The 19,585-nt window shown below is 69.4% G+C and carries 20 protein-coding genes; 15 read left to right on the plus strand and 5 right to left on the minus strand.

Annotated features, from left to right (window positions below):
* Positions 1-3 precede the first annotated feature (3 nt).
* The 7 genes from R1Z03_RS12035 (at position 4) to R1Z03_RS12065 (ending at position 5,827) form a co-directional block, all read left to right on the plus strand.
* Positions 4-504: a DUF4365 domain-containing protein gene (locus R1Z03_RS12035; protein WP_272566406.1), complete on the plus strand. Its 501-nt coding sequence runs from the start codon at positions 4-6 to the stop codon at positions 502-504.
* A complete protein-coding gene (locus R1Z03_RS12040) occupies positions 501-1,634 on the plus strand; it encodes a hypothetical protein (RefSeq protein ID WP_284409874.1) in 1,134 nt (377 codons plus the stop codon). Before R1Z03_RS12035 ends, R1Z03_RS12040 begins: the two co-directional genes overlap by 4 nt.
* Positions 1,635-1,868: 234 nt before the next feature.
* Complete coding sequence (locus R1Z03_RS12045; RefSeq protein ID WP_317360020.1) at positions 1,869-2,561, plus strand: hypothetical protein; 693 nt, start codon at positions 1,869-1,871, stop codon at positions 2,559-2,561.
* Positions 2,561-3,139, plus strand: coding sequence for a hypothetical protein (locus R1Z03_RS12050; RefSeq protein WP_317360023.1), 579 nt, complete (start codon positions 2,561-2,563; stop codon positions 3,137-3,139). Before R1Z03_RS12045 ends, R1Z03_RS12050 begins: the two co-directional genes overlap by 1 nt.
* A 65-nt stretch (positions 3,140-3,204) precedes the next feature.
* On the plus strand, positions 3,205-3,432 hold the full coding sequence (locus R1Z03_RS12055; protein ID WP_272566411.1) for an ATP-binding protein: 228 nt from the start codon (positions 3,205-3,207) through the stop codon (positions 3,430-3,432).
* A 121-nt stretch (positions 3,433-3,553) separates the two neighbouring features.
* Positions 3,554-3,991, plus strand: coding sequence for an OsmC family protein (locus tag R1Z03_RS12060; RefSeq protein ID WP_284409866.1), 438 nt, complete (start codon positions 3,554-3,556; stop codon positions 3,989-3,991).
* 411 nt (positions 3,992-4,402) lie between these two features.
* Positions 4,403-5,827, plus strand: a complete 1,425-nt coding sequence (locus R1Z03_RS12065; protein ID WP_317360029.1) for a homoserine dehydrogenase — start codon at positions 4,403-4,405, stop codon at positions 5,825-5,827.
* Positions 5,828-5,868: 41 nt separating this feature from the next.
* Here the strand turns inward: R1Z03_RS12065 and R1Z03_RS12070 are convergent, their stop codons facing one another.
* Both R1Z03_RS12070 and R1Z03_RS12075 read right to left on the minus strand, forming a co-directional pair.
* The gene (locus R1Z03_RS12070) at positions 5,869-6,147 is read right to left on the minus strand and encodes a hypothetical protein (RefSeq protein ID WP_284400525.1); all 279 of its coding nucleotides are present in this window, start codon (positions 6,145-6,147) and stop codon (positions 5,869-5,871) included.
* Between the two features lie 255 nt (positions 6,148-6,402).
* Positions 6,403-6,885 (minus strand): OsmC family protein, encoded by a 483-nt coding sequence (locus R1Z03_RS12075; protein WP_272566414.1) that lies wholly within the window; start codon positions 6,883-6,885, stop codon positions 6,403-6,405.
* A 131-nt stretch (positions 6,886-7,016) separates the two neighbouring features.
* Between R1Z03_RS12075 and dinG the strand changes: the two genes are divergently transcribed.
* The 5 genes from dinG (at position 7,017) to R1Z03_RS12100 (ending at position 12,166) form a co-directional block, all read left to right on the plus strand.
* Complete coding sequence (gene dinG, locus R1Z03_RS12080; protein ID WP_317360033.1) at positions 7,017-9,215, plus strand: ATP-dependent DNA helicase DinG; 2,199 nt, start codon at positions 7,017-7,019, stop codon at positions 9,213-9,215.
* Positions 9,216-9,405: 190 nt separating this feature from the next.
* Complete coding sequence (locus R1Z03_RS12085; protein ID WP_284400527.1) at positions 9,406-9,915, plus strand: pyridoxamine 5'-phosphate oxidase family protein; 510 nt, start codon at positions 9,406-9,408, stop codon at positions 9,913-9,915.
* 64 nt (positions 9,916-9,979) lie between these two features.
* The gene (locus tag R1Z03_RS12090) at positions 9,980-10,183 is read left to right on the plus strand and encodes a hypothetical protein (RefSeq protein ID WP_284430586.1); all 204 of its coding nucleotides are present in this window, start codon (positions 9,980-9,982) and stop codon (positions 10,181-10,183) included.
* A gap of 118 nt (positions 10,184-10,301) precedes the next feature.
* Positions 10,302-10,721: a CopG family transcriptional regulator gene (locus R1Z03_RS12095; RefSeq protein ID WP_284406565.1), complete on the plus strand. Its 420-nt coding sequence runs from the start codon at positions 10,302-10,304 to the stop codon at positions 10,719-10,721.
* A gap of 215 nt (positions 10,722-10,936) precedes the next feature.
* Positions 10,937-12,166 carry a PHB depolymerase family esterase gene (locus R1Z03_RS12100; RefSeq protein WP_317360036.1) on the plus strand — a complete coding sequence of 410 codons (1,230 nt, stop codon included), beginning with the start codon at positions 10,937-10,939 and terminating at the stop codon, positions 12,164-12,166.
* A 25-nt stretch (positions 12,167-12,191) separates the two neighbouring features.
* Here the strand turns inward: R1Z03_RS12100 and R1Z03_RS12105 are convergent, their stop codons facing one another.
* The gene (locus R1Z03_RS12105; protein WP_317360039.1) at positions 12,192-13,193 is read right to left on the minus strand and encodes a tripartite tricarboxylate transporter substrate binding protein; all 1,002 of its coding nucleotides are present in this window, start codon (positions 13,191-13,193) and stop codon (positions 12,192-12,194) included.
* A 97-nt stretch (positions 13,194-13,290) separates the two neighbouring features.
* Positions 13,291-14,385, minus strand: coding sequence for a tartrate dehydrogenase (locus R1Z03_RS12110; protein WP_317360041.1), 1,095 nt, complete (start codon positions 14,383-14,385; stop codon positions 13,291-13,293).
* 144 nt (positions 14,386-14,529) lie between these two features.
* Here R1Z03_RS12110 and R1Z03_RS12115 point away from each other — a divergent pair, with 144 nt between their 5' ends.
* Together R1Z03_RS12115 and R1Z03_RS12120 are read left to right on the plus strand one after the other, a co-directional pair.
* Positions 14,530-15,489 (plus strand): LysR family transcriptional regulator, encoded by a 960-nt coding sequence (locus R1Z03_RS12115; protein ID WP_317360043.1) that lies wholly within the window; start codon positions 14,530-14,532, stop codon positions 15,487-15,489.
* 102 nt (positions 15,490-15,591) lie between these two features.
* Positions 15,592-16,227: a 3'-5' exonuclease gene (locus R1Z03_RS12120; protein ID WP_317360045.1), complete on the plus strand. Its 636-nt coding sequence runs from the start codon at positions 15,592-15,594 to the stop codon at positions 16,225-16,227.
* A gap of 59 nt (positions 16,228-16,286) precedes the next feature.
* On the opposite strand, the gene R1Z03_RS12125 is transcribed toward R1Z03_RS12120, so the two are convergent.
* A complete protein-coding gene (locus R1Z03_RS12125; RefSeq protein ID WP_317360047.1) occupies positions 16,287-17,441 on the minus strand; it encodes an ABC transporter substrate-binding protein in 1,155 nt (384 codons plus the stop codon).
* Between the two features lie 434 nt (positions 17,442-17,875).
* Here R1Z03_RS12125 and leuA point away from each other — a divergent pair, with 434 nt between their 5' ends.
* The gene (leuA, locus tag R1Z03_RS12130) at positions 17,876-19,573 is read left to right on the plus strand and encodes a 2-isopropylmalate synthase (protein ID WP_317360049.1); all 1,698 of its coding nucleotides are present in this window, start codon (positions 17,876-17,878) and stop codon (positions 19,571-19,573) included.
* The last annotated feature ends 12 nt before the right edge of the window (positions 19,574-19,585 follow it).

Raw genomic sequence — 19,585 nt, forward strand, 5'->3', positions numbered from 1 at the left:
GGGATGGAGATCGGTAAACGGAAGGAGCTGTTCAACGTCGCGTATGTCTGCGCCCTGGCGGCGCAAGCTGGGTTGAACTACGAGTCGCTGTTTGTGGATGACGATAGCGTTGACATCACGCTCGTCGCAAGGAACTTCCCGGGTGGGCTGCTGAGGAACCCAAAGATCGACCTTCAGCTCAAGTGCACCTCCGGGCACTACCTGAGCGGAGAGGTCATCAAATTTCCTCTCAAGAAAAAGAACTACGACGACCTCCGTGGCGAGAACGTTGTTAGTCCCCGCTACCTTGCGGTTCTACTGGTACCTGAGACCCCGGAGGACTGGCTGCATCATCACGACGGGCACATCTCACTTCACAACTGCTGCTATTGGACCTCAATTCGGCACGCCCCTGACAGCACCAACACGTCGCAGGTCGTGGTGGAGGTGCCGCTTGCCCAGCGTTTGACGACGAGCGCGTTGATCGAGTTGATGAAGCTGGCCAGCAACGGGGAATCGGCATGAACGGCGGCGTCGCTCGTAAGCGTGAGCCGGTCTCACTTTCGCAGCTGCAGTCCTATCTTGTTTCGAAGCAATGGGGCATGGAGGGCGCGCTTCGGCAGGTCGCCACCATCTGGCGTCGCTCAGACGACAGCAACGCGGAGGTCGTGCTCCCGGCCGCGGAATCGCTGAAAGACTTCGAGCAACGGATCTCAGATGCTCTCAACTCGATAGCCGAGCATGAGAGACGGCCAGTTGGCGAGGTGCTCATCGATGTCAGACGAGCCTTCGCCGACCTGATTGCGGTCCGCGTCATTCATGACGACACCAGCGAGGGGACGATTCCAATCAACGATGGCGTCCTGCTTGTGGCACGCGCACGGGACATGCTTAAGTCCGCTGCTCTGGCCTTGTACGCGAAGCGGCGGCAGTTTTCCGGTCACCCGACCGACGAAGCCAAGGCCTACCTCGACTCGCTGCTTCTTGGTCAGACTGAGATTGGCAGCTATGTCATCAACGTTTTTGCACCGATCCCGCCCGCCTCAGCCAGCTCAACCCCGGAGGGCGTTCCGACCGTGCCATTAGCGACCGCAGTCACGGCAAGTCTTGCCTCAGGCCTTGAAGCTCTGTCTGCTGCAACGACCGATTACGGCCAGCGCCATGACCTGACTGCCTTCGATTCAGCGGTACAGCGCGGGGCAAGCTCGAACTTGTGCGACGCATTGCTTGGACTCAGCGGGCAGGATCGTAAGAGGGCCTTCGAGATACGCATCTCGGCGGCCCGAAGCCCCATGTTTGAAGGCGAGAACAAAGTTTTCGCATTTGACGCGAAGCAGGTGACCGCGCTCGCGAAGGCGTCGGAGTACTACAAGGACAATTACGTCTTACCTGATCGAACGGTCACTGGAGTTATCAAACGGCTGGACCGACCGGTAGGCAGTGAGACTGGTACGGTGATGGTGGCCACAAAGGTCACGGACCAAGACAAACACGTCGCGATTGAACTTGGCGTGACCGACTACGACCTGGCCATCATGGCGCACCGGCAGCACGAGGTCGTTAGCTGCGCAGGCGACATTCATGTGACGCCTCGGACCGCCAAGCTGCTGAACCCGAGGGACTTTCGTGTGCTTAAAAGCGGAAGCCTGTTCTGATTTCGACTGTCGGCGCTCAGATCGCGCTAGTGCAAGTTCAAGGCGGGGTTTCCGCGCTGGCGCCAGATCTGGCGATGTGATGGGAAGCATCGAGTGGGCATGTGGTGGGCCGAAGGACTGCTTTTACCCGAGCCAGAAGGTTATTCCAAGAAACGAGTTGATCAAAAGTTGTATGACGCGCTGGTTAAAGTCCGCGTCAATTGAATGACCAAAAAACACAGGGAGGTAGACGAAATGAAAGACCCCTACGAAAACATCCTGATCGGCAATTTCCTCTACAGCCTGGGGCTCGTGATCGGGCGGCGGTTTCCGGACAAGCCGTTGCCGGGGGTGGTGAACCTGCTCCAGCAGACGCCGCTCGACGGTCCCTTGGGGGATGTGCTGCTCCGCTATCCAGGCGTCATCCGGCTGATCGAGTTCAAGCGGGCGTCCAACGACAGCGACAAGGAGTCGGACAAGCTCGACACCCTCAAGCTGTCGCTTGAAAACGAGCCGGCGCTGCAGCAGGTGTCCCGCGCCATCCATTGGTACGTGGAGTCCTCCAAGGGGCCCTTGGACTGGCGCACCCGGGTCTGCCCCTACCTGGACTTCGCCGGGGGCCAGAGCCCTCCACTCGACTTTCAAGCATTCACGCAATCGCTGGCGGAGACGGTGGGAAAGGCGCAGGCCGAGGAGTTTCCCGATGCCCTCATCCAGCGCTATCTGGACGCGGTGGCCGCTTTCTCCGGCAAGTCGGGCACGTCCTCATCGGGGCTGCTGGTGTCCGTGGGCCAGGACGGGACGCTGCACTACATCGCGCTCGAAAGCATCCGGGAGCTGCGCCAGGAGTTGCAGGTCCACCGGCAGCAGGCGGACGAGCGGAGCGCCAGCATCGCGCAGGAGCGCGCCCTGGAGCACAAACCCCAGGGGAAAGGCCTGTCTCTGTGATGAACGATGCACAACGCAGCGTGGAGCGCATCCACCAGCTGTCCGACATGCTGCAGTCGCTGATGCAACAGGCGGCGGTGCTGCAGCAAAAGGCCGATGCCTCCATGGTCCAGTCGCGCCAGGCCTCGGACGCGCTGAAGCGGGCCAGCGACCGGCTGCCCTTGACCGTGGGCGCCACCATCGAAACGGTGCTCGAGCCGGCCGCGGAAAAAGCCGCGGCGAAGATGACCGCCACCTGGGCCCAGGCGAACGCGGCGGCCGCCGAGGCCACGAGGACCTTCGCAGCGGCGCAGGAAACGCTGCAGTGGAAGATGCTGGCGTATGCCTGCACGGGGGCACTGGCCGTGGTGGTCCTGATCGCGGCGGCGATGGCCTACCTGTCTCCGACCGAAAGAGAGCTGAAGGCACTGCGCGCCGAGCGGCAGACGTTGTTGGCCGACATGGATCGGCTCAGGAAGGCGGGCGCGGGACTGGAGGTCGCGCAGTGCACTCACCAGGGTCGGCCGAGGACCTGCGTGCGCGTGGATGCCCAGTCTCCCCGATTCGAAGGGGGCTACCTGCTTGTGCCTGCACGGTAGGAAGCGGCAAGATCCCGAACGTCCCTTCCGCTTCTTCTCCGTTTTCTTTTCTTCTTCGTTTTGCGATGAACGCCCCGCGCAAGGCCCTGCCCCGCATCGATCCCGCCCGCTGCACCGGCTGCGGCTGGTGCGTGGCCGTGTGCCCGCCGCATGTCCTGTCGCTGCAGGTGCCGGGCCCGCAGCCGTGGGGGCGCAAGCAGTCGGTGCTGCACGATGCGCCGGCCTGCACGGGGTGCGCGCTGTGTGCGGTGCGCTGTCCGTTCGATGCGATCGGCATGGTGCGCACCGGTTGAGGGCTGCCCGCGGGTGCTGTAGGACAAATCGCGTCAGGCGTCGGGGCGCTGGGCCCACCCGCGATCGGTTCCATGCATGTTGTGATCGCGTCTTGTTTGTTCACCGCACAAGGAGCACCGCATGTCCGAAAAATCCGCATCCGTCCATTGGGAAGGCGCTGGCAAGACCGGCCAGGGCCAGATCAGCACCGAGACCGGCGCGCTCAAGCAGCACCCCTATGGCTTCGGCAGCCGCTTCGGCGACGACCGCAAGGGCACCAATCCGGAAGAGATCGTGGGCGCGGCGCACGCGGCCTGCTTCACGATGGCCTTCGCGTTCGCCTGCGAGAAGGCCGGTATCTCGACCGAGACCCTCGACACCACCGCCAAGGTGCGGCTGGCCAAGGAGGGCGAGGGCTTCAAGATCGACCGCATCGCCCTCACGCTGACGGCCAAGGTGCCGGGCGTGGACGAGGCGCAGTTCCAGAAGATCGCCGCCGAGGCCAAGGCGAACTGCCCGCTGTCCAAGGCCCTGGCGAGCGTGCCCGAGATCACCCTGACCGCCACGCTCCAGGCCTGACGGCAGGCGCCGTGCCGCCGTGCCGCCGCGCGGCCGGCGCCGCGCATTGGAGCCGAAATGGCCTCCAGCACAATCGATGCTAGGGCATTGTGCTATCAATTAAATAGCATTAGGGCGGTGGTTGTGGGGCGTGCATCGCGTCCTGTACACTTGCCGCCCATGTCGTGCCGTTCTTCCTTTGCCACCGTCGCTCGCGTTGCCCGCCCGGGTCGCGCTGCGGTGTCGCCCGCCACCGCGCGGGCCCGGATGAACGCACGAATGATTACCACCATTACCACCGCGGCGACCTAGCCTTGGTGCAGGGTGGCCGTCCCGGCGGCCACCTGGTGTCATTCCCTCCCCGAACGAACCCAGCCTGGCAGCTGGGTTTTTTGTTGGCCGTTTTGTGGCCCGTTTCTGGAGAGAGTGAGCATGTTCAACGACCCCCACCTGAGTCCCTGGTCCGCCAGCCCTGGCGAGGCCCGCGCGCCCATCCCCACGCAGCGTCCGCTGCGCGTGGGCATGATCGGCATCGGCACGGTGGGCACCGGCACCTGGCGGGTGCTGCGCCGCAACCAGGCCGCCATTGCGGGGCGCGCGGGCCGGGGCATCGAGATCGTGGCCGTGGCGGCGCGCAACCTGGCGCGGGCTGCCACCGTGCTGGACGGCGCCGAGGGCGTGGAGCTGACGGACGACCCGCTGCGCGTGGCGACCCACCCCGGCGTGGACGTGGTGGTGGAGGCCGCTGGCGGCACCGGCCCGGCGCGCGATTGGGTGCTGGCGGCCATCGCGCACGGCAAGCACGTGGTGACGGCCAACAAGGCGCTGCTGGCGGTGCACGGCAACGAGATCTTCGCGGCGGCGCAGCAGCGCGGCGTGGCGGTGGCCTACGAGGGCGCGGTGGCGGTGAGCATCCCCATCGTCAAAGCGCTGCGCGAGGGCCTCACGGCCAACCGCATCGAGTGGGTGGCCGGCATCATCAACGGCACCACCAATTTCATCCTGACCCAGATGCGCGACGAGGGGCTGGACTTCGCGGCGGCGCTCGGCCAGGCGCAGGCGCTGGGCTATGCCGAGGCCGACCCGTCGTTCGACGTGGACGGCGTGGACGCCGCGCACAAGGCCACGCTGCTGGCGGCCAACGCGTTCGGCATGCCGGTGCGCTTCGAGCGGGCGCACGTGGAGGGCATCCGCGGGCTGCAGGCGATCGACGTGGCGTGCGCCCAAGCGCTGGGCTTTCGCATCAAGCTGCTGGGCATGGCGCGGCGGAATCTGGAGGTGGGCGAGGGCGAAGACCAGGGCGTGGAGCTGCGTGTGCACCCCGCCCTGGTGCCCGCACGGCACTTGCTGGCGCAGGTGGACGGCTCGATGAACGCGGTGCTGGTCAAGGGCGATGCCTGTGGCGTGACGATGTACTACGGCGCGGGCGCAGGGTCCGAGCCCACCGCGTCGGCCGTGGTGGCCGACCTGGTGGACGTGGCGCGCCTGGCGGCCGACGGCAGCGCCGCGCACCGCGTGCCGCACCTGGCGTTCCATCCGCATGCGCAGCAGGACCGGGCGGTGAAGTCCATCGGGGATGTGCGCACGCGGCATTACCTGCGCGTGCCGGTGGCGGCGGGGCGGGCGGATGCCATCGGGGTGGTGTCGGAGCACCTGGCGCGCGCTGGGGTGGCGGTGCAATCGCTGAAGGTGCACGCCGTAGTGGCTGCGCAGGGCGATGCGGCCGTGGACCAGGTGCTGGCGCTCACGCACGAGGCCGCCGATGCGCAGGTGCAGGCGGTGCTGGAGCAACTGCGCGAGGTGCCGGGCCTGTGCGTGCAGGCGCCGGTGCGGCTGCGGGTGGAAATGCTGGAGTGACGACGGCGGCGGCGCGCGTGCGCGGCCCCGCCGCCGTCCGCTCAGCGCTTTTGCTTCTGGTAGGCCTCGTGGGCCGGCTTGCCGCGGTCGGTGTCCTGCAGGCCGCGCTGCACGTCCTTGTAGGCCTGCTGCATCTCTTCGGATGGCTCGCCGCCGGTCATTTCCACCGCCTGATCGCGCTCGTGCGGCAGGCGGGGCTCGGGGCCGTCGGGGTTCTTGCTGTCGGCGTCGGGGGCGGGGTGCGACTGCGTGGTGTCGACGCGGCGCTCCTTGCGCTCGGGCACCGGGGTCTCGGAAAGGGAATCGCGGGGGGTGGACATTGGGGGGGCTCCTGTCGTGTGGCTGTGCCGGAAAGGCATGGCCTCGATGCTAGGAAAGCCCCCCGGTGGCGTCTGTAGGCGGGTGCGCACAGCCGGCGACGGCGGGGGCGATTTGAAGCCTTTCAGGCCGCTGGCGCAATCAATACTAGGGCGTATTGCTATTAATTGAATAGCAACCGGGTGGTGCTCCGGCAAGCGGCCGCCCGCCGCGGCGGTGGCGGCCCCGCGCGCAATCCACGGCGGGATCGAAGCCCCTCAGGCCGCGTCCGCCGTTTCCAGCACGGGCGCGCAGTCGATGCGCGTGCGGACCGAGTTGGCGAGAAAGCACGCCGCGTGCGCCCGGTGGTGCAGCGCCTCCAGCGCCTCCTGGCTGGGCGCGTGGGCCGGGTCGAAGCGGGTGACGGGGCGCAGCTGCACGTGGGCGACCACGGGGCGGCCCTGGTCGTCCGGCGCCATGGTGCCCACGGCGTCGTCGCGGTAGTGGTCCACGCGCCAGCCGTCGCGGCAGGCCAGGTCCAGGAACCACAGCATGTGGCAGCTCGACAGCGCCGCGACGAAGGCCTCCTCCGGGTCCACCGCGGCTGCGTCGGAGTAGGGCAGGGGCACGACGTGCGGCGAGGACGACGCGGCGACGGTGGCCCCGCCGTCGAACTGCCATTGGTGGGCGCGGTGGTAGCGCCGGTCCAGGAAGGCGTCGCTGCCGCGCTGCCAGGTGATGGAGGCCAGGTGTTCTGCCATGGGGGTCTCGTTTCGGTCGGTTGGAGGGATGGGGAACGAAGGGACGCCCCGGGAGTTTAGGGACCTCCGGCCGTGCCCTGTCGAGAACCCGAACCGTTTCCGGGGCCGGCCCGGGCATGCCACACTACTGTATGTCTCAACAGGAATGGGCCGCGCAGGCCCTGCAGTCTTTCGATGCGGTGGTGGGCGCCACCGAGGGGTTCCGCAGCCGCGCCGGCCAGCGGCGCATGGCCGAGCAGGTGGCGCACACCTTCAGCGTGGCGCAGCTGGGCAAGGTGGAGGAGGGGCCCGACGGCGAGGCGCCGCCGCCCACGCGCTCCATCGCCGTCGTGCAGGCGGGCACGGGGGTCGGCAAGTCGCTGGCCTACAGCGTGCCGGCCATCGCCATGGCGATCTCGCGCGGCACGCGGGTGCTGATCTCCACGGCCACGGTGGCGCTGCAGGAGCAGCTCGTCAACAAGGACCTCCCGGCCCTGGCCGCGCGCATGGAGCAGCCCTTCAAGTTCGCCCTGGCCAAGGGCCGCGGGCGCTATGTGTGCAAGCTCAAGCTGGAGCGGCTCGCCGGCACGGGCGAGGCCCATTCGCCGGAGGAGGAGGACCTCTTCGCCGAGGAAGAGGCCGCCACCCGCGCCGCCCGACCACGCCAGGAGACCGAGGCGCGCATGAAGTTCTACGCCACCATGGCCGACGTGCTCGCCAAGGGCGCCTGGGACGGCGACCGCGACAGCCTGGAGGTGCCGCCCGAGTCCGAGGTGTGGAGCCCCGTGGCGGCCGAGGCCAGCTCCTGCACCGGCAAGCACTGCCCGGCCTTCAGCCAGTGCACCTACTACGACCGGCGCAAGGCGCTGGTGGCCGCGCAGGTCATCGTGGCCAACCACGATTTGCTGCTGTCCTCGCTGGGCGCACGGCTGCTGCCCGAGCTGGACAACTGCCTGCTGGTGCTGGACGAGGCGCACCACCTGCCTGCGACCGCGCTCGACCAGTTCGCGTGCGAGGCCGACCTGTCCCGCCTGACCTGGATCGACCGCCTGGCCAGCCGCGCGCTGCGCATCGGCGCGCTGGTCGAGGTGGAGGAGATCGCCGACATCCCCAACCATTCCGCGCGCCTGCGCGCCGCGCTGCAGGACGTGGCCCGGCTGGTGATGGACGTGTACGGCGAGCAGCTGCGCGCCCCCAGGCCGGCCTGGGGCGGCCGCGCCCGCCCGCAGGCGCCCGGCATACCCACCCGGGCCCGCGTGGCCGGCGGCGTGCTGCCCGAGGCGCTGGTGGAGCCGCTGGGCCAGATGGCGCACCACGCCGAGGGCTTTCTGAACGCGCTGCGCGCCATCGCCAAGGCCCTGCGCGCCGAGATCCGCGACAAGCCCGACGAGGCGCGGCGCCTGTCCACGCTCTATGCCCAGGTCGGCGCGCTCGCGCCCCGGCTGGAGGGCGTGCACGCCACCGCGCAACTGCTGCTGCAGGACGCACCCGAGGGCGCCGTACCCGCCGCCAAATGGTTCACGCTGGAGGTGGAGGGCGATTTCATCGTCGTGAAGGCGCACGCCAGCCCCATCCTGCCGGGCAACACGCTGCGCCACCACCTGTGGTCGGCCGTGCGCGGGGCGGTGCTCACCTCGGCCACGCTGACGAGCTGCGGGCAGTTCGACTTCTTCCTGCGCGAGGCGGGGCTGTTCGGCGACGAGACCGTCACCACCCTGGAGGTGCCCAGCCCGTTCGACTACGCGCTGCAGGGCACGCTGATCGCCACCGAGACCGTGGCCGACCCGCGCGAGGCCCAGGCCTTCACCGCCGAGATGGTGGATGCGCTGCTGACCGACCTGGCCATGGTCGAGTCCGGCGCGCTGGTGCTCTTCACCTCGCGCGACCAGATGCGCCAGGCCGTCGATGCGCTGCCCACCGCCATGCGCGGCAGCGTGCTGGTGCAGACCGCGCTGCCCCGCACCCAGCTGCTGGCGCGCCACCGCGAGCGCGTGGCAAGCGGCGAGCCGTCCATCATCTTCGGCATGCAGTCGTTCGGCGAGGGGCTGGACCTGCCGGGCGCGCTGTGCGAATCGCTGTTCATCACCAAGCTGCCGTTCGCCCCGCCCGACGACCCGGTGGGCGAGTCGCGCGCCGAATGGCTGCGGGCGGCGGGGCGCGACCCGTTCAGCGAACTGGTGGTGCCGGCCACGGCCATCCGCCTGGCGCAGTGGGTGGGCCGCGCGATCCGCACGGAGGAAGACCGCGCCCACGTGTACTGCTACGACAAGCGGCTGGTGCGCACGTCGTACGGGCAGCGGCTGCTGAAGGGGTTGCCGCCCTTCGCGCTGGAGCGGCGCCCGGCGGCCTGAGCCCGGCCCGCAGGCGCGGGCCGGCCGGCCCCGGCGGCCCGCGCGGAGATGTCGGACATGCCCCACAGGGCCCCGGGCCGCGAGCCGACCGTGGGCGCAGCAGGGCCCCCCTACATTGGGACCTCCCTCCCGCGCCGAGCGCCCTGTGCGCGCGGCGTTCGGCCTCCTTCCCTGCTTGCCGGAGACACCCATGAGCAACGACGACACCACTTCCCCCCACGCCACGCTGTGGCGGCTGATCAAGGACATCCGCTTCGGCATGCTCACGCACCGCGCCGCCAGCGGCATGCTGCATGCCCACCCGCTGACCACGCAGAACAAGGACATCGACGAACAATCGCAGCTGTTCTTCTTCATCCCGCGCGACGGCGAGCTGTTCGAGCGCCTGCGCTCGGACAGCCAGGTCAACGTGACCTACTCCAACCCCGAGAAGGACAGCTATGTTTCGCTGTCCGGCGCGGCCGGCTTCATCGAAGACATCGCCAAGAAAGAGGCGCTGTGGTCGCCCATGGCGAAGGCCTGGTTTCCGGACGGCGTGAACGACCCCAACCTCGTGCTGCTGGCCATCCACATCAGCCACGCCGAGTACTGGGACGTCAAGGAAAGCAAGATGACCCAGCTGTTCAAGATGGCCAAGGCGGCCGTCACGGGCAACCCGCCCAAGGACATGGGCGAGCACAAGGAACTGTCGCTGTCCTGAGCGCAGCCGTTCGCTCCCCCATCGATCCCATCGTTTCATTCCCCCGTTCGCAAGGAGACACACCATGGCCAACGACAAGCAGGAGCCCGGCAAGGGCAAAGTGGAAAACGACCACAACCGCCAAGGCAACCAGGAGCCCACCCAAAAGAACGAAGCCCAGCGCACGCCGGAAAGCCGGCACGACCGTGATGCCCACATTGGCAGCGGCAACCAGGTGCAGTCGCGCCAGGGCGCGGCAGGCAGCGGGGGCGGGCGCGGCGCCGGCTGAAGCCGCTGCACCCCGGCAACGACAGGGGCCTTCGGGCCCCTTTATTTTGGGCGGATGCCCTTGAAAGATTCCATAGACCATCCATTTACCATCCAATCGGATGGAAAAACGAGGTTTTATGGCAACGACGGCACTCGAGCGCAGCAACAAGGTTCCCGATTCGGAAAAGGTGACGATCAACCTGGGGTATGTGGACCTCGGCCACATCGACCTGCTGGTGTCCGAGGGGTTCTATTCGAACCGCACGGACTTCATCCGCACCGCGATCCGCAACCAGCTGGTGGCCCAGGCCGATGCGGTGCGGCAGGTGGTGGCCCGCAAGACGCTGGTGCTGGGGCTGCAGCGGTTCGGCCGGGCCGAACTGGAGGCCGTCCAGGCCGCAGGGCAGACGCTGGAGATCCGCGTGCTGGGCCTGTGCACCATCGACGACGACGTGCCCCCTGCATTGGCCCAGGCGACCATCGCCTCGGTCCATGTGCTGGGGGCGCTGCACGCCAGCGCGGCGGTCAAGGCCGCGCTCGCCGGCCGCATCGGCTGACACCCACCGGCACGCGCCGGTGGACACGACGACAAGGGACGGACCCGCGCCTTCGGCGCTGGCGACCGGACCACCATGGCAGACCGGCCCGATTCGAAGGCGGCGGCGAGACAAGAGACACGACGAGACGAACGCGGCACGCATCGCCCCCGGGGGCACCGGTGCCGCCCCCGCACGCCAGGGCCCCCGCGGCCCGCTTTTCGAAAGGATTCCCCATGGACTGGAACAAGAAGGTCAAGCAGCTTCTGAACGAGGTCACCCCGCTGATGCGCACCGGCCAGCTCGCCGATGCCACCCGCGCCATCCAGCAGGCCCTGGCCGGCCAAGGCACGGCCGCAGCCACCGCGGCGGGGAGCGCTGCCGCCGGCCGTGTGGCGGCCTGGCGCGAGCGCTTCGGCGCGGCGCCCAGCAGCCCCGCCGCGGCATGGAAGGCCCCCTTCGGCGCGCCCGACGTGGAAGACGCGGTGGTCGTCGACCGGCCGGCCGCCCCGGCGTCGGACGCGCACCGGCCATCGCCGTCACCGTCGCCTCGCAGCGCGAGAGCCGAATCCCCTGGCAGTTTCACGCGGGTGGCCTTCGCCGGCCCGGCCGGCGCGCCGCAGGACCACTACTACCTCAGCGTGCCCCCCGGCGCGGCCGCGGGCACGCCGATGCCGCTGGTGCTCATGCTGCACGGCTGCACGCAGAACCCGCAGGACTTCGCCCTCGGCACCGGCATGAACGAGGCCGCCGCGCCCGCGAACGCGCTCGTGCTGTACCCCGCGCAGGCCCAGGGCGCCAACGCCCACGGCTGCTGGAACTGGTTCCGCCCGCAGGACCAGCAGCGCGGCCACGGCGAGCCCGCCACGCTGGTCGCCATGGTCCGCGATGCGATGGCGCGCCACCCCGTGGATGCCCGCCGCGTGTACGTGGCGGGCCTGTCCGCCGGCGGTGCCATGGCCGCGCTGCTGGCGCGCGAATACCCCGATGTGTTCGCGGCCGTGGGCGTGCATTCGGGCCTGCAGGCGGGCGCCGCGCACAACGTGATGGGCGCGCTGTCGGCCATGAAGAGCGGCGCCAAGGGCACGCCCGGCCCGGCATCCCCCGCCCGCGAGGACGGGGCCGGCGCCCCGCCGCTCATCGTGTTCCACGGCGATGCCGACGAGACCGTGCACGCCCGCAATGGCGAGCAGCTGCTGGCCGCGGCGCTGCGGTCCGCGCCCGGTGCCCGGCCCGAGGCCGAAACCGGCCAGAGCCCCGGCGGCCAGCGCTACATGCGCACCGTGTACCGCGCCGCACCGGGCAGCGGCCCGGGCGCGGTGGTGGCCGAGCACTGGCAACTGAACGGCGCGGGCCATGCCTGGGCCGGGGGCCACGCGCGGGGCAGCTACACCGATCCGCGCGGGGTGGACGCGACGGCGCAGATGCTGCGGTTCTTCCTGGAGCACCCCCGCGCCGCCGGATGATCGGGCGCGAGGCGCGGCGGCGGCGTCAGTCGATCACCACCTTCGCGTCCGCCACCAGCCGGGCGAAGCGCTCGGTTTCGCTGCGGATCTGCTGGGCCATCTGCTCGCGGGTGTTGCCCACCGGCTCGGCGCCGATGTCGGCCATGCGCTTTCGGAACTCCGGTGACTGGATCACCTTCACCATCTCGGCGTTCAGCCGGTCCAGGATGTCCCTTGGCGTGGCCGCCGGGGCGAGCACGCCGAACCACGTCCCCAGGTCGAAGCCTTTCAGGCCCGCCTCGTCCAGCGTCGGCACGTCGGGCAGGGCCGAGGAGCGCTGGAGGGTGGAAACCGCCAGCGCCCGCAGCTTGCCGGCCTTGATGTGCGGCAGCACGGGCGTGATGGTGTCGAACGACAGGGTGATCTGGCCGCCCAGCAGGTCGGTGGCCAGCGGGCCGCTGCCCTTGTAGGGAATGTGGCCGAGCGACGTGCCGGTGAGGCCCTGGAACTGCGTGCCGATCAGGTGCTGCGCGGTCCCGTTGCCGTTGGAGCCGAAGGTCAGCTTGCCCGGCTGCGCCCTGGCCTGGGCCACCAGGTCGGCCACGGTCCTGGCCGGGTTGTCGGCGTGCACGACCAGCACGTTGGGCACCAGCGCCACCGTGGTGATGGGGGCCAGGTCCTTCTGGAAGTCGTAGGGCAGTTTCTTGTACACGCTGGTGGCGATGGTGTGGTGCACCGCGCCCATCAGCAGGGTGTAGCCGTCGGGCCTGGACCGGGCCACGTAGTCGGCGCCGATGGTGGCGCCGGCCCCCGGGCGGCTTTCCACGATGACGGGCTGGCCGAGCGACACCGTCAGCTGGTCGGCCAGCGCCCGCGCCAGCACGTCGGTGGTGCCGCCGGCCGGAAAGGGCACCGTCAGGCTGATGGTCTTGGTGGGCCAGGCGGCCTGGGCGAGGACGCTGCCGCTGGCCAGCACCGGGAGGGCGGCCGCGAAAGCGTGCAGCAGCACCTGCCGCCGCTGGCGCGCGGGGAAAAGTTTCGGGGCCATGCTGGTCTCCTGGGAGAGCGCTCTGCGGCGCCTGGGGGATGGCCCGCCGCTACGCGGTCGGGCGAAGGACGGAACGGATGAATGAAAGAAAAGGATTTCAGGCGGCCAGCCGCTGCGCCTGGCGGGTGCCGGCCAGGTGGTCGCACACCGCCTGCGTGACCTGGGCCGTGGTGGCCTGGCCGCCCAGGTCCCGCGTGTGCAGGGCCGGGTCCGCGGTGACGTGTTCAATGGCCCGCATCAGGCGCCGGGCGGCGTCCGCCTCGCCCAGGTGTTCGAGCAGCATCACGGCCGACCAGAACGTGCCCACCGGGTTCGCCAGGCCCTGGCCCATGATGTCGAAGGCCGACCCGTGGATGGGCTCGAACATCGAGGGATAGCGCCGCTCGGGATCGATGTTGCCGGTCGGTGCGATGCCCAGGCTGCCCGCCAGCGCGGCGGCCAGGTCGCTCAGGATGTCGGCATGCAGGTTGGTGGCGACGATGGTGTCCAGCGTGGCCGGGCGGTTCACCATGCGGGCCGTGGCGGCGTCCACCAGTTCCTTGTCCCAGGCCACGTCGGGAAAGTCGCGCGAGACCTCCAGCGCGATCTCGTCCCACATCACCATCGCGTGGCGCTGGGCGTTGCTCTTGGTGATCACGGTGAGCTGCCGGCGCGGGCGCGACCGGGCGAGCTGGAAGGCGTAGCGCAGGATGCGCTCCACGCCCACGCGGGTCATGATCGACACGTCGGTGGCGGCCTCGATCGGGTGGCCCTGGTGCACCCGGCCGCCCACGCCGGAGTATTCGCCCTCCGAGTTCTCGCGCACGATCACCCAGTCCAGCTGCTCGGGCGTGCAGCGCTTGAGCGGTCCGTCGATGCCCGGCAGGATGCGCGTGGGCCGCACGTTGGCGTACTGGTCGAAGCCCTGGCAGATCTTCAGGCGCAGGCCCCACAGGGTGATGTGGTCGGGAATGTGCGGATCGCCCGCCGAGCCGAACAGGATGGCGTCCTTGCCGCGCAGGGCGTCCAGCCCGTCGGCCGGCATCATGGCGCCGTGCGCGCGGTAGTGGTCGCCGCCCCAGTCGAAGTCTTCGAACTCGAAGCGCAGCGTCTCGTCGGTGGCGGCCAGGGCCTGCAGGACCTGGCGGCCGGCGGGAATCACTTCCTTGCCGATCCCGTCTCCGGGAATGGTGGCGATGGCGTAGGTGGTCATGGGTGGTTCGGTCGAAAAGCGTTGGGGACCGCGCCACTCTAGGCACCGCCGGCCTTTCGGCGCGGGGCTATAGTGAAACCATTGTTCACCTGGATTCAACAATCCAGCCGCCCGCCCACCCGCTTTTTTTCCTGCCGCCTGCCCATGCCTGCCGCCCACGCCCTTCCCGCCATCCAGCCGGCCGACCTGGGGTTTTTCTCGGTGCTGGCCAGTTGCGGCAGCCTGAGCGCGGCCGCGCGCGAGCTGGGCATCACCACGCCGGCCGTCAGCAAGCACCTGGCGCTGATGGAGGCGCGCGTGGGCGTGCCGCTGGTCAACCGCACGACGCGCCGCATGGGCCTCACGCCCGAGGGCGAGCTGTATCTGGCGCACGCGCGCCGCATCCTGGGCGAGATCCACGACCTGGAAGAGCTGCTGGGCCTGTCGCGCGCGACGCCGAAGGGCCTGCTGCGGGTGAATGCCACGCTGGGGTTCGGGCGCCGCCACATCGCGCCGCTCATCTCGCGCTTCGCGCGCCTGCACCCGCAGGTACAGGTGCAACTGCAGCTGTCCGTGAACCCGCCCGCGCTCACCGACGATGCGTTCGACGTGTGCATCCGATTCGGCGCGCCGCCCGAGGCGCGCGTGATCGCCAGGCACCTGGCGCACAACCGGCGGCTGCTGTGCGCATCGCCCGACTACCTGGCGCGGCACGGCACGCCGAAGGTGCCCAACGACCTGGTGCACCACAACTGCCTGGGCATCCGCCAGGGCGAGGAGGCCTACGGCGTGTGGCGGCTCACGCGTGGCCGCGGGCGCCGTGCGGTCACCGAGTCGGTGAAGACGCGCGGCAGCCTCACCACCAACGACGGCGAGATCGCCGTGCGCTGGGCCCTGGAAGGGCACGGCATCCTGATGCGGGCCGAGTGGGACATCGAGCGCCACCTGCGCAGCGGGCAACTGGTGCCGGTGCTGCCCGCCTACAGCACGCCCGATGCCGACATCCACGCGGTGTACCCGCAGCGCCACCAGTCCGCGGCGCGGGTGCGGGCCTTCGTCGATTTCGTGGCGCAGGCGCTGTCGGACCGGGGCCGGGCCCGCGGCGGGGAAGGCGACACGGAGTGAGCCCCCTGCTGCGCGGCCTTGGCGGCGCCTTCGCGCCGGCCGGTCCGGGCACTTCGCCGAAAATGCGGGCATTCCGCACGCCGACCCCTTTGCCGCCCCGCCATGTCCCTCATCGCCGTCATCGATTTCGAAACCACGGGCATCTCGCCCGGCCAGGGCGCGCGGGCGACCGAAGTGGCCATCGTGCTGCTGGACAACGGCCAGGTGGTGGACCGCTTTCAGAGCCTGATGAACGCCGGCGCGTGGATTCCGCCGTTCATCACGCAGCTGACGGGCATCACCAACGCCATGGTGGCCGCCGCACCCGATGCGGCGCAGGTCATGCGCGAGGCGGCGCGCTTTGTGGGCGGCACGCCCATGGTGGCGCACAACGCATCGTTCGACAGCAAGTTCTGGGCGGCCGAACTGGGCTGCGCGGACCTGCCGGCGCCCCATGCCTTCGCGTGCACGGTGCTCCTGTCGCGGCGCCTGTACCCGGAGGCGCCCAGCCACCAGCTGGGCACCATCGTGGGCCACCTGGACCTGCCGCGCGCAGAGCGGGCCCACCGGGCCCTGGCCGATGCGGAGATGGCCGCGGCGCTGCTGGGCCGCATCCAGCACGACCTGCGCACCCGCTGGGGGGTGGCCGACCCCGCGCATGCCCTGCTCATGGGCCTGCAGCGCTGCGCGCGGCCCGCGTTGGGCAAGTGGTTCGCGCAGCACGGCGCGGCGGTGGCGAAGGCCACCGCGGGCGTTTAGCACCGCTCCGGGCCCCGTTTCGCGGGGATGCCCTGGGGCTCAGGGGGGCCCGGCTTTGGTCAGTAGCGCGCGCGCCCGAAGCTGTCGAGGATGGCGATTTCCGTGAACAGGCTGCCTTCGCGTCGGTTGTTCAGGAACGACACCTCGTAGCCGCCCAGATCGATGCGCGGCAGGCGCGACAGCGTCTCGGCCAGCGCCCGGCCATCCACGCCCCCGCTGCCGCTGCGCGGCACGGCCTTGATTCCCTGGCCGATGGTCTTGGCCACGAGGAAGCCTTCGAACGCCGCCAGCGAGGCGATGCTGGCGCTCTGCTGCGCTGCCTGCATGGCCTGGCGGAATTCGCGCACCACCGGAATCGACTGGTTGGTGAGCGCCGGGAACACCTGCGTCATGCCCACGCCGCGGGCGTTTTCCGCACCCACGGCGTCCACCAGTTTCACGGGGTCGAGGTCGGAGATGCCGACCACCTGCGCATGCCCGCCGGCCGCGCGGTAGGCCTTCACGAAGGCGCTGCCCGCGGCTTGGCCCGCCACCATCACGATCACCTGCGCATCGGCCTTGAGCAGCTTGGCCAGCGCGGGCTGGATGTCCGACGAGGTGCGCTCGTAGGGCTCCTTGGCGACCAGTGCCAGCTTGCGCTTCGACAGGGCCGCCGTGAGCGCCTCCAGGCCCTTTTCGCCATAGGCGTCGTTCTGGTAGAGCGCCGCGAACTTGGTCATGCCGATGGCGTCGCCCATCTGCGCGACCAGCTTGGTCAGCTCCGTGCTGTAGCCGGCGCGCACGTGAAAGACGTAGGGGTTCACCGGCTCGCGGATGACCTGCGAGCCCGAGCGCGTGGGAAACAGCGGCACGCCGCTGTCCTGCGGCAGCTTCGCCTCGATCAGCGCCTGGGTGTTGCTGGTGGCGAAAGAGATCAGCGCGGCGGGCTTCATGGCCAGCAGCTTGCGGGCGCCGGCCAGCGTCTTCTCGGGCTTGAATTCATCGTCTTCCACGACGAGCCGCACCTCCAGGCCGGGAAATGCCTGGCTCTTTTGCGCCTCGGCAAAATAGGTTTCCACCCCCAGCACCACCTGCTTGCCCACTTCGGCGGCATTGCCTCCGGTCAGCGGCGCCACCATGCCGACGATGACGGGAGGGGCCGCGCGGGCGGCCGAGCCGATCCAGGGAAGGGCCAGCGAGGCGCCCAGGCGGGTGGTGAATACACGGCGTTTCATGGAACGTGCTCCTGTGGAGGGCAGACAGCAGACAAGGGCGCCAACGCGCCCGGACGAACCGATGCAGAAGAACCGGCACGCCCTTTGCAAATGCAAGAACGTGCGAAATGTATGACCCATTGTTAATCAGTTTTTGTGGCGTTTTGGCGCCTGTGGACGTGATTTGATCGTCCTGTGCTAGGATTTGCCGCTATGCAACGCAATCTGCTGCTATCCCCACTATCGCTAGGCCTAGTGCCTGGCCGGGGTCTGCCTGCGTTCGCCATCACCGTTGCCTAAAAGCGCAACACCGATTTCCCCCTGACCCCGGCCCGCGAACCAGCCTCCACCCATGGTGGAGGGCTGCAGGGGATGTCGTTCACCGTTCACCGTTGATTCGACCCGTGCCCCAGTGCTGCCTTGCAGCACGGCACACACCGTTCGTGGAGCCTCTCATGATTTCCAAGCCCGCTACCAAGTACCAGCCCATCGCCCCCATCGCGTTGGCCGACCGCACCTGGCCTTCCAAGACCATCACCCGCGCCCCCATTTGGTTATCCACTGACCTGCGCGACGGCAACCAGGCGCTGTTCGAGCCCATGAACGGCGAGCGCAAGATGAAGCTGTTCCACGAACTGGTACGCATCGGCTTCAAGGAAATCGAGGTGGGCTTTCCCGCCGCATCGCAGACCGACTACGACTTCGTGCGCCGCCTCATCGACGAGGGCCTTGTGCCCGACGACGTGACCCTGATGGTCATGACGCAGTCGCGCGCCGACCTCATCGAACGCACCGTCGAGGCCGTGCGCGGCGCGCCGCGCGCCATCGTGCACCTGTACAACGCCACCGCGCCCGTGTGGCGGCGCGTGGTGTTCGGCATGAACGTGACGCAGGTGATGGCGTTCATCGACCAGCATGTGTCGCACCTGAGGCGCCTGACCGATGCCCAGCCCGAAACCCGCTGGACGCTGCAGTATTCGCCCGAAACCTTCAGCGCGACCGAGCTGGAAGTCTCGCTCGAAGCCTGCCAGACCGCCATCGCCGCCTGGGGCGTGGGCCCGGGTCGCGAGATCATCATCAACCTGCCCACCACGGTGGAAAACGCCACCCCCAACGTGTTCGCCGACCAGATCGAGTGGATGCACCGGCGCCTGAGCCCCCGCGAGCACATCGTGCTCTCGGTGCACCCGCACAACGACCGCGGCACCGGCGTGGCGGCGGCCGAGCTGGCCATGATGGCCGGCGCCCAGCGCGTGGAAGGCTGCCTCTTCGGCAATGGCGAGCGCAGCGGCAACCTCGACGTGGTGACGGTGGCGCTCAACCTCTACACGCAGGGCGTGCATCCGGGGCTCGACTTCTCCGACATCAACGCCGTGGCGCGCGTGGCCGAGGAATGCACCGCGCTGCCCGTGCACCCGCGCCACCCGTACGTGGGCGACCTGGTGTTCACCTCGTTCTCGGGCTCGCACCAGGACGCGATCAAGAAGGGCTTCGCCGCCCACGACCCCGAGGGCCTGTGGCAGGTACCCTACCTGCCCATCGACCCGGCGGACCTCGGCCGCACCTACGACAGCGTGATCCGCGTCAACAGCCAGTCGGGCAAGGGCGGCATCGCCTTCCTGCTGGAGCGCGAGCGCGGCGTGGTCATGCCGCGCCGCATGCAGGTGGAGTTCAGCGCGGTGGTGCAGCGCCAGACCGATGCCAGCGAGACCGAGATGACCGGCGCCACGCTGTGGTCGCTGTTCCAGGCCACCTACCTCGACACATCCGCGGGCGTGCCCGGCGCCATCGTCTGCCATGCCCACCGGCTGGCCGACGATGGCCGGGGCATCGAGCTGGACGTGACCATCGACGGCACGCGCCAGACCCTGCAGGGCCAGGGCAACGGCCCGATCGACGCCACGGTGGACGCCCTGGGCCTGCCGCTGCGCGTGCACGGCTACGAGGAGCGCGCGACCGGCTCCGGCGCCGATGCGCAGGCCCTGGCCATCGTGGAGGCGGCCCTCGACGGCGTGCCCGGCGCGACCTTCGGCGTGGGGCTGCACCACAACATCGTCACGGCGTCGGTGCATGCGGTGGTGAGCGCGGCCAACCGGCTGGCGCAGCGTCGGCAGGCAGTGCCGGCTGCGGCTGGCGTTCCGAGCGAGGCGTGAGGCTTAGCCGGG

It is taken from the genome of Acidovorax sp. BLS4, assembly GCF_032929295.1.
GTDB lineage: Bacteria > Pseudomonadota > Gammaproteobacteria > Burkholderiales > Burkholderiaceae_C > Paracidovorax.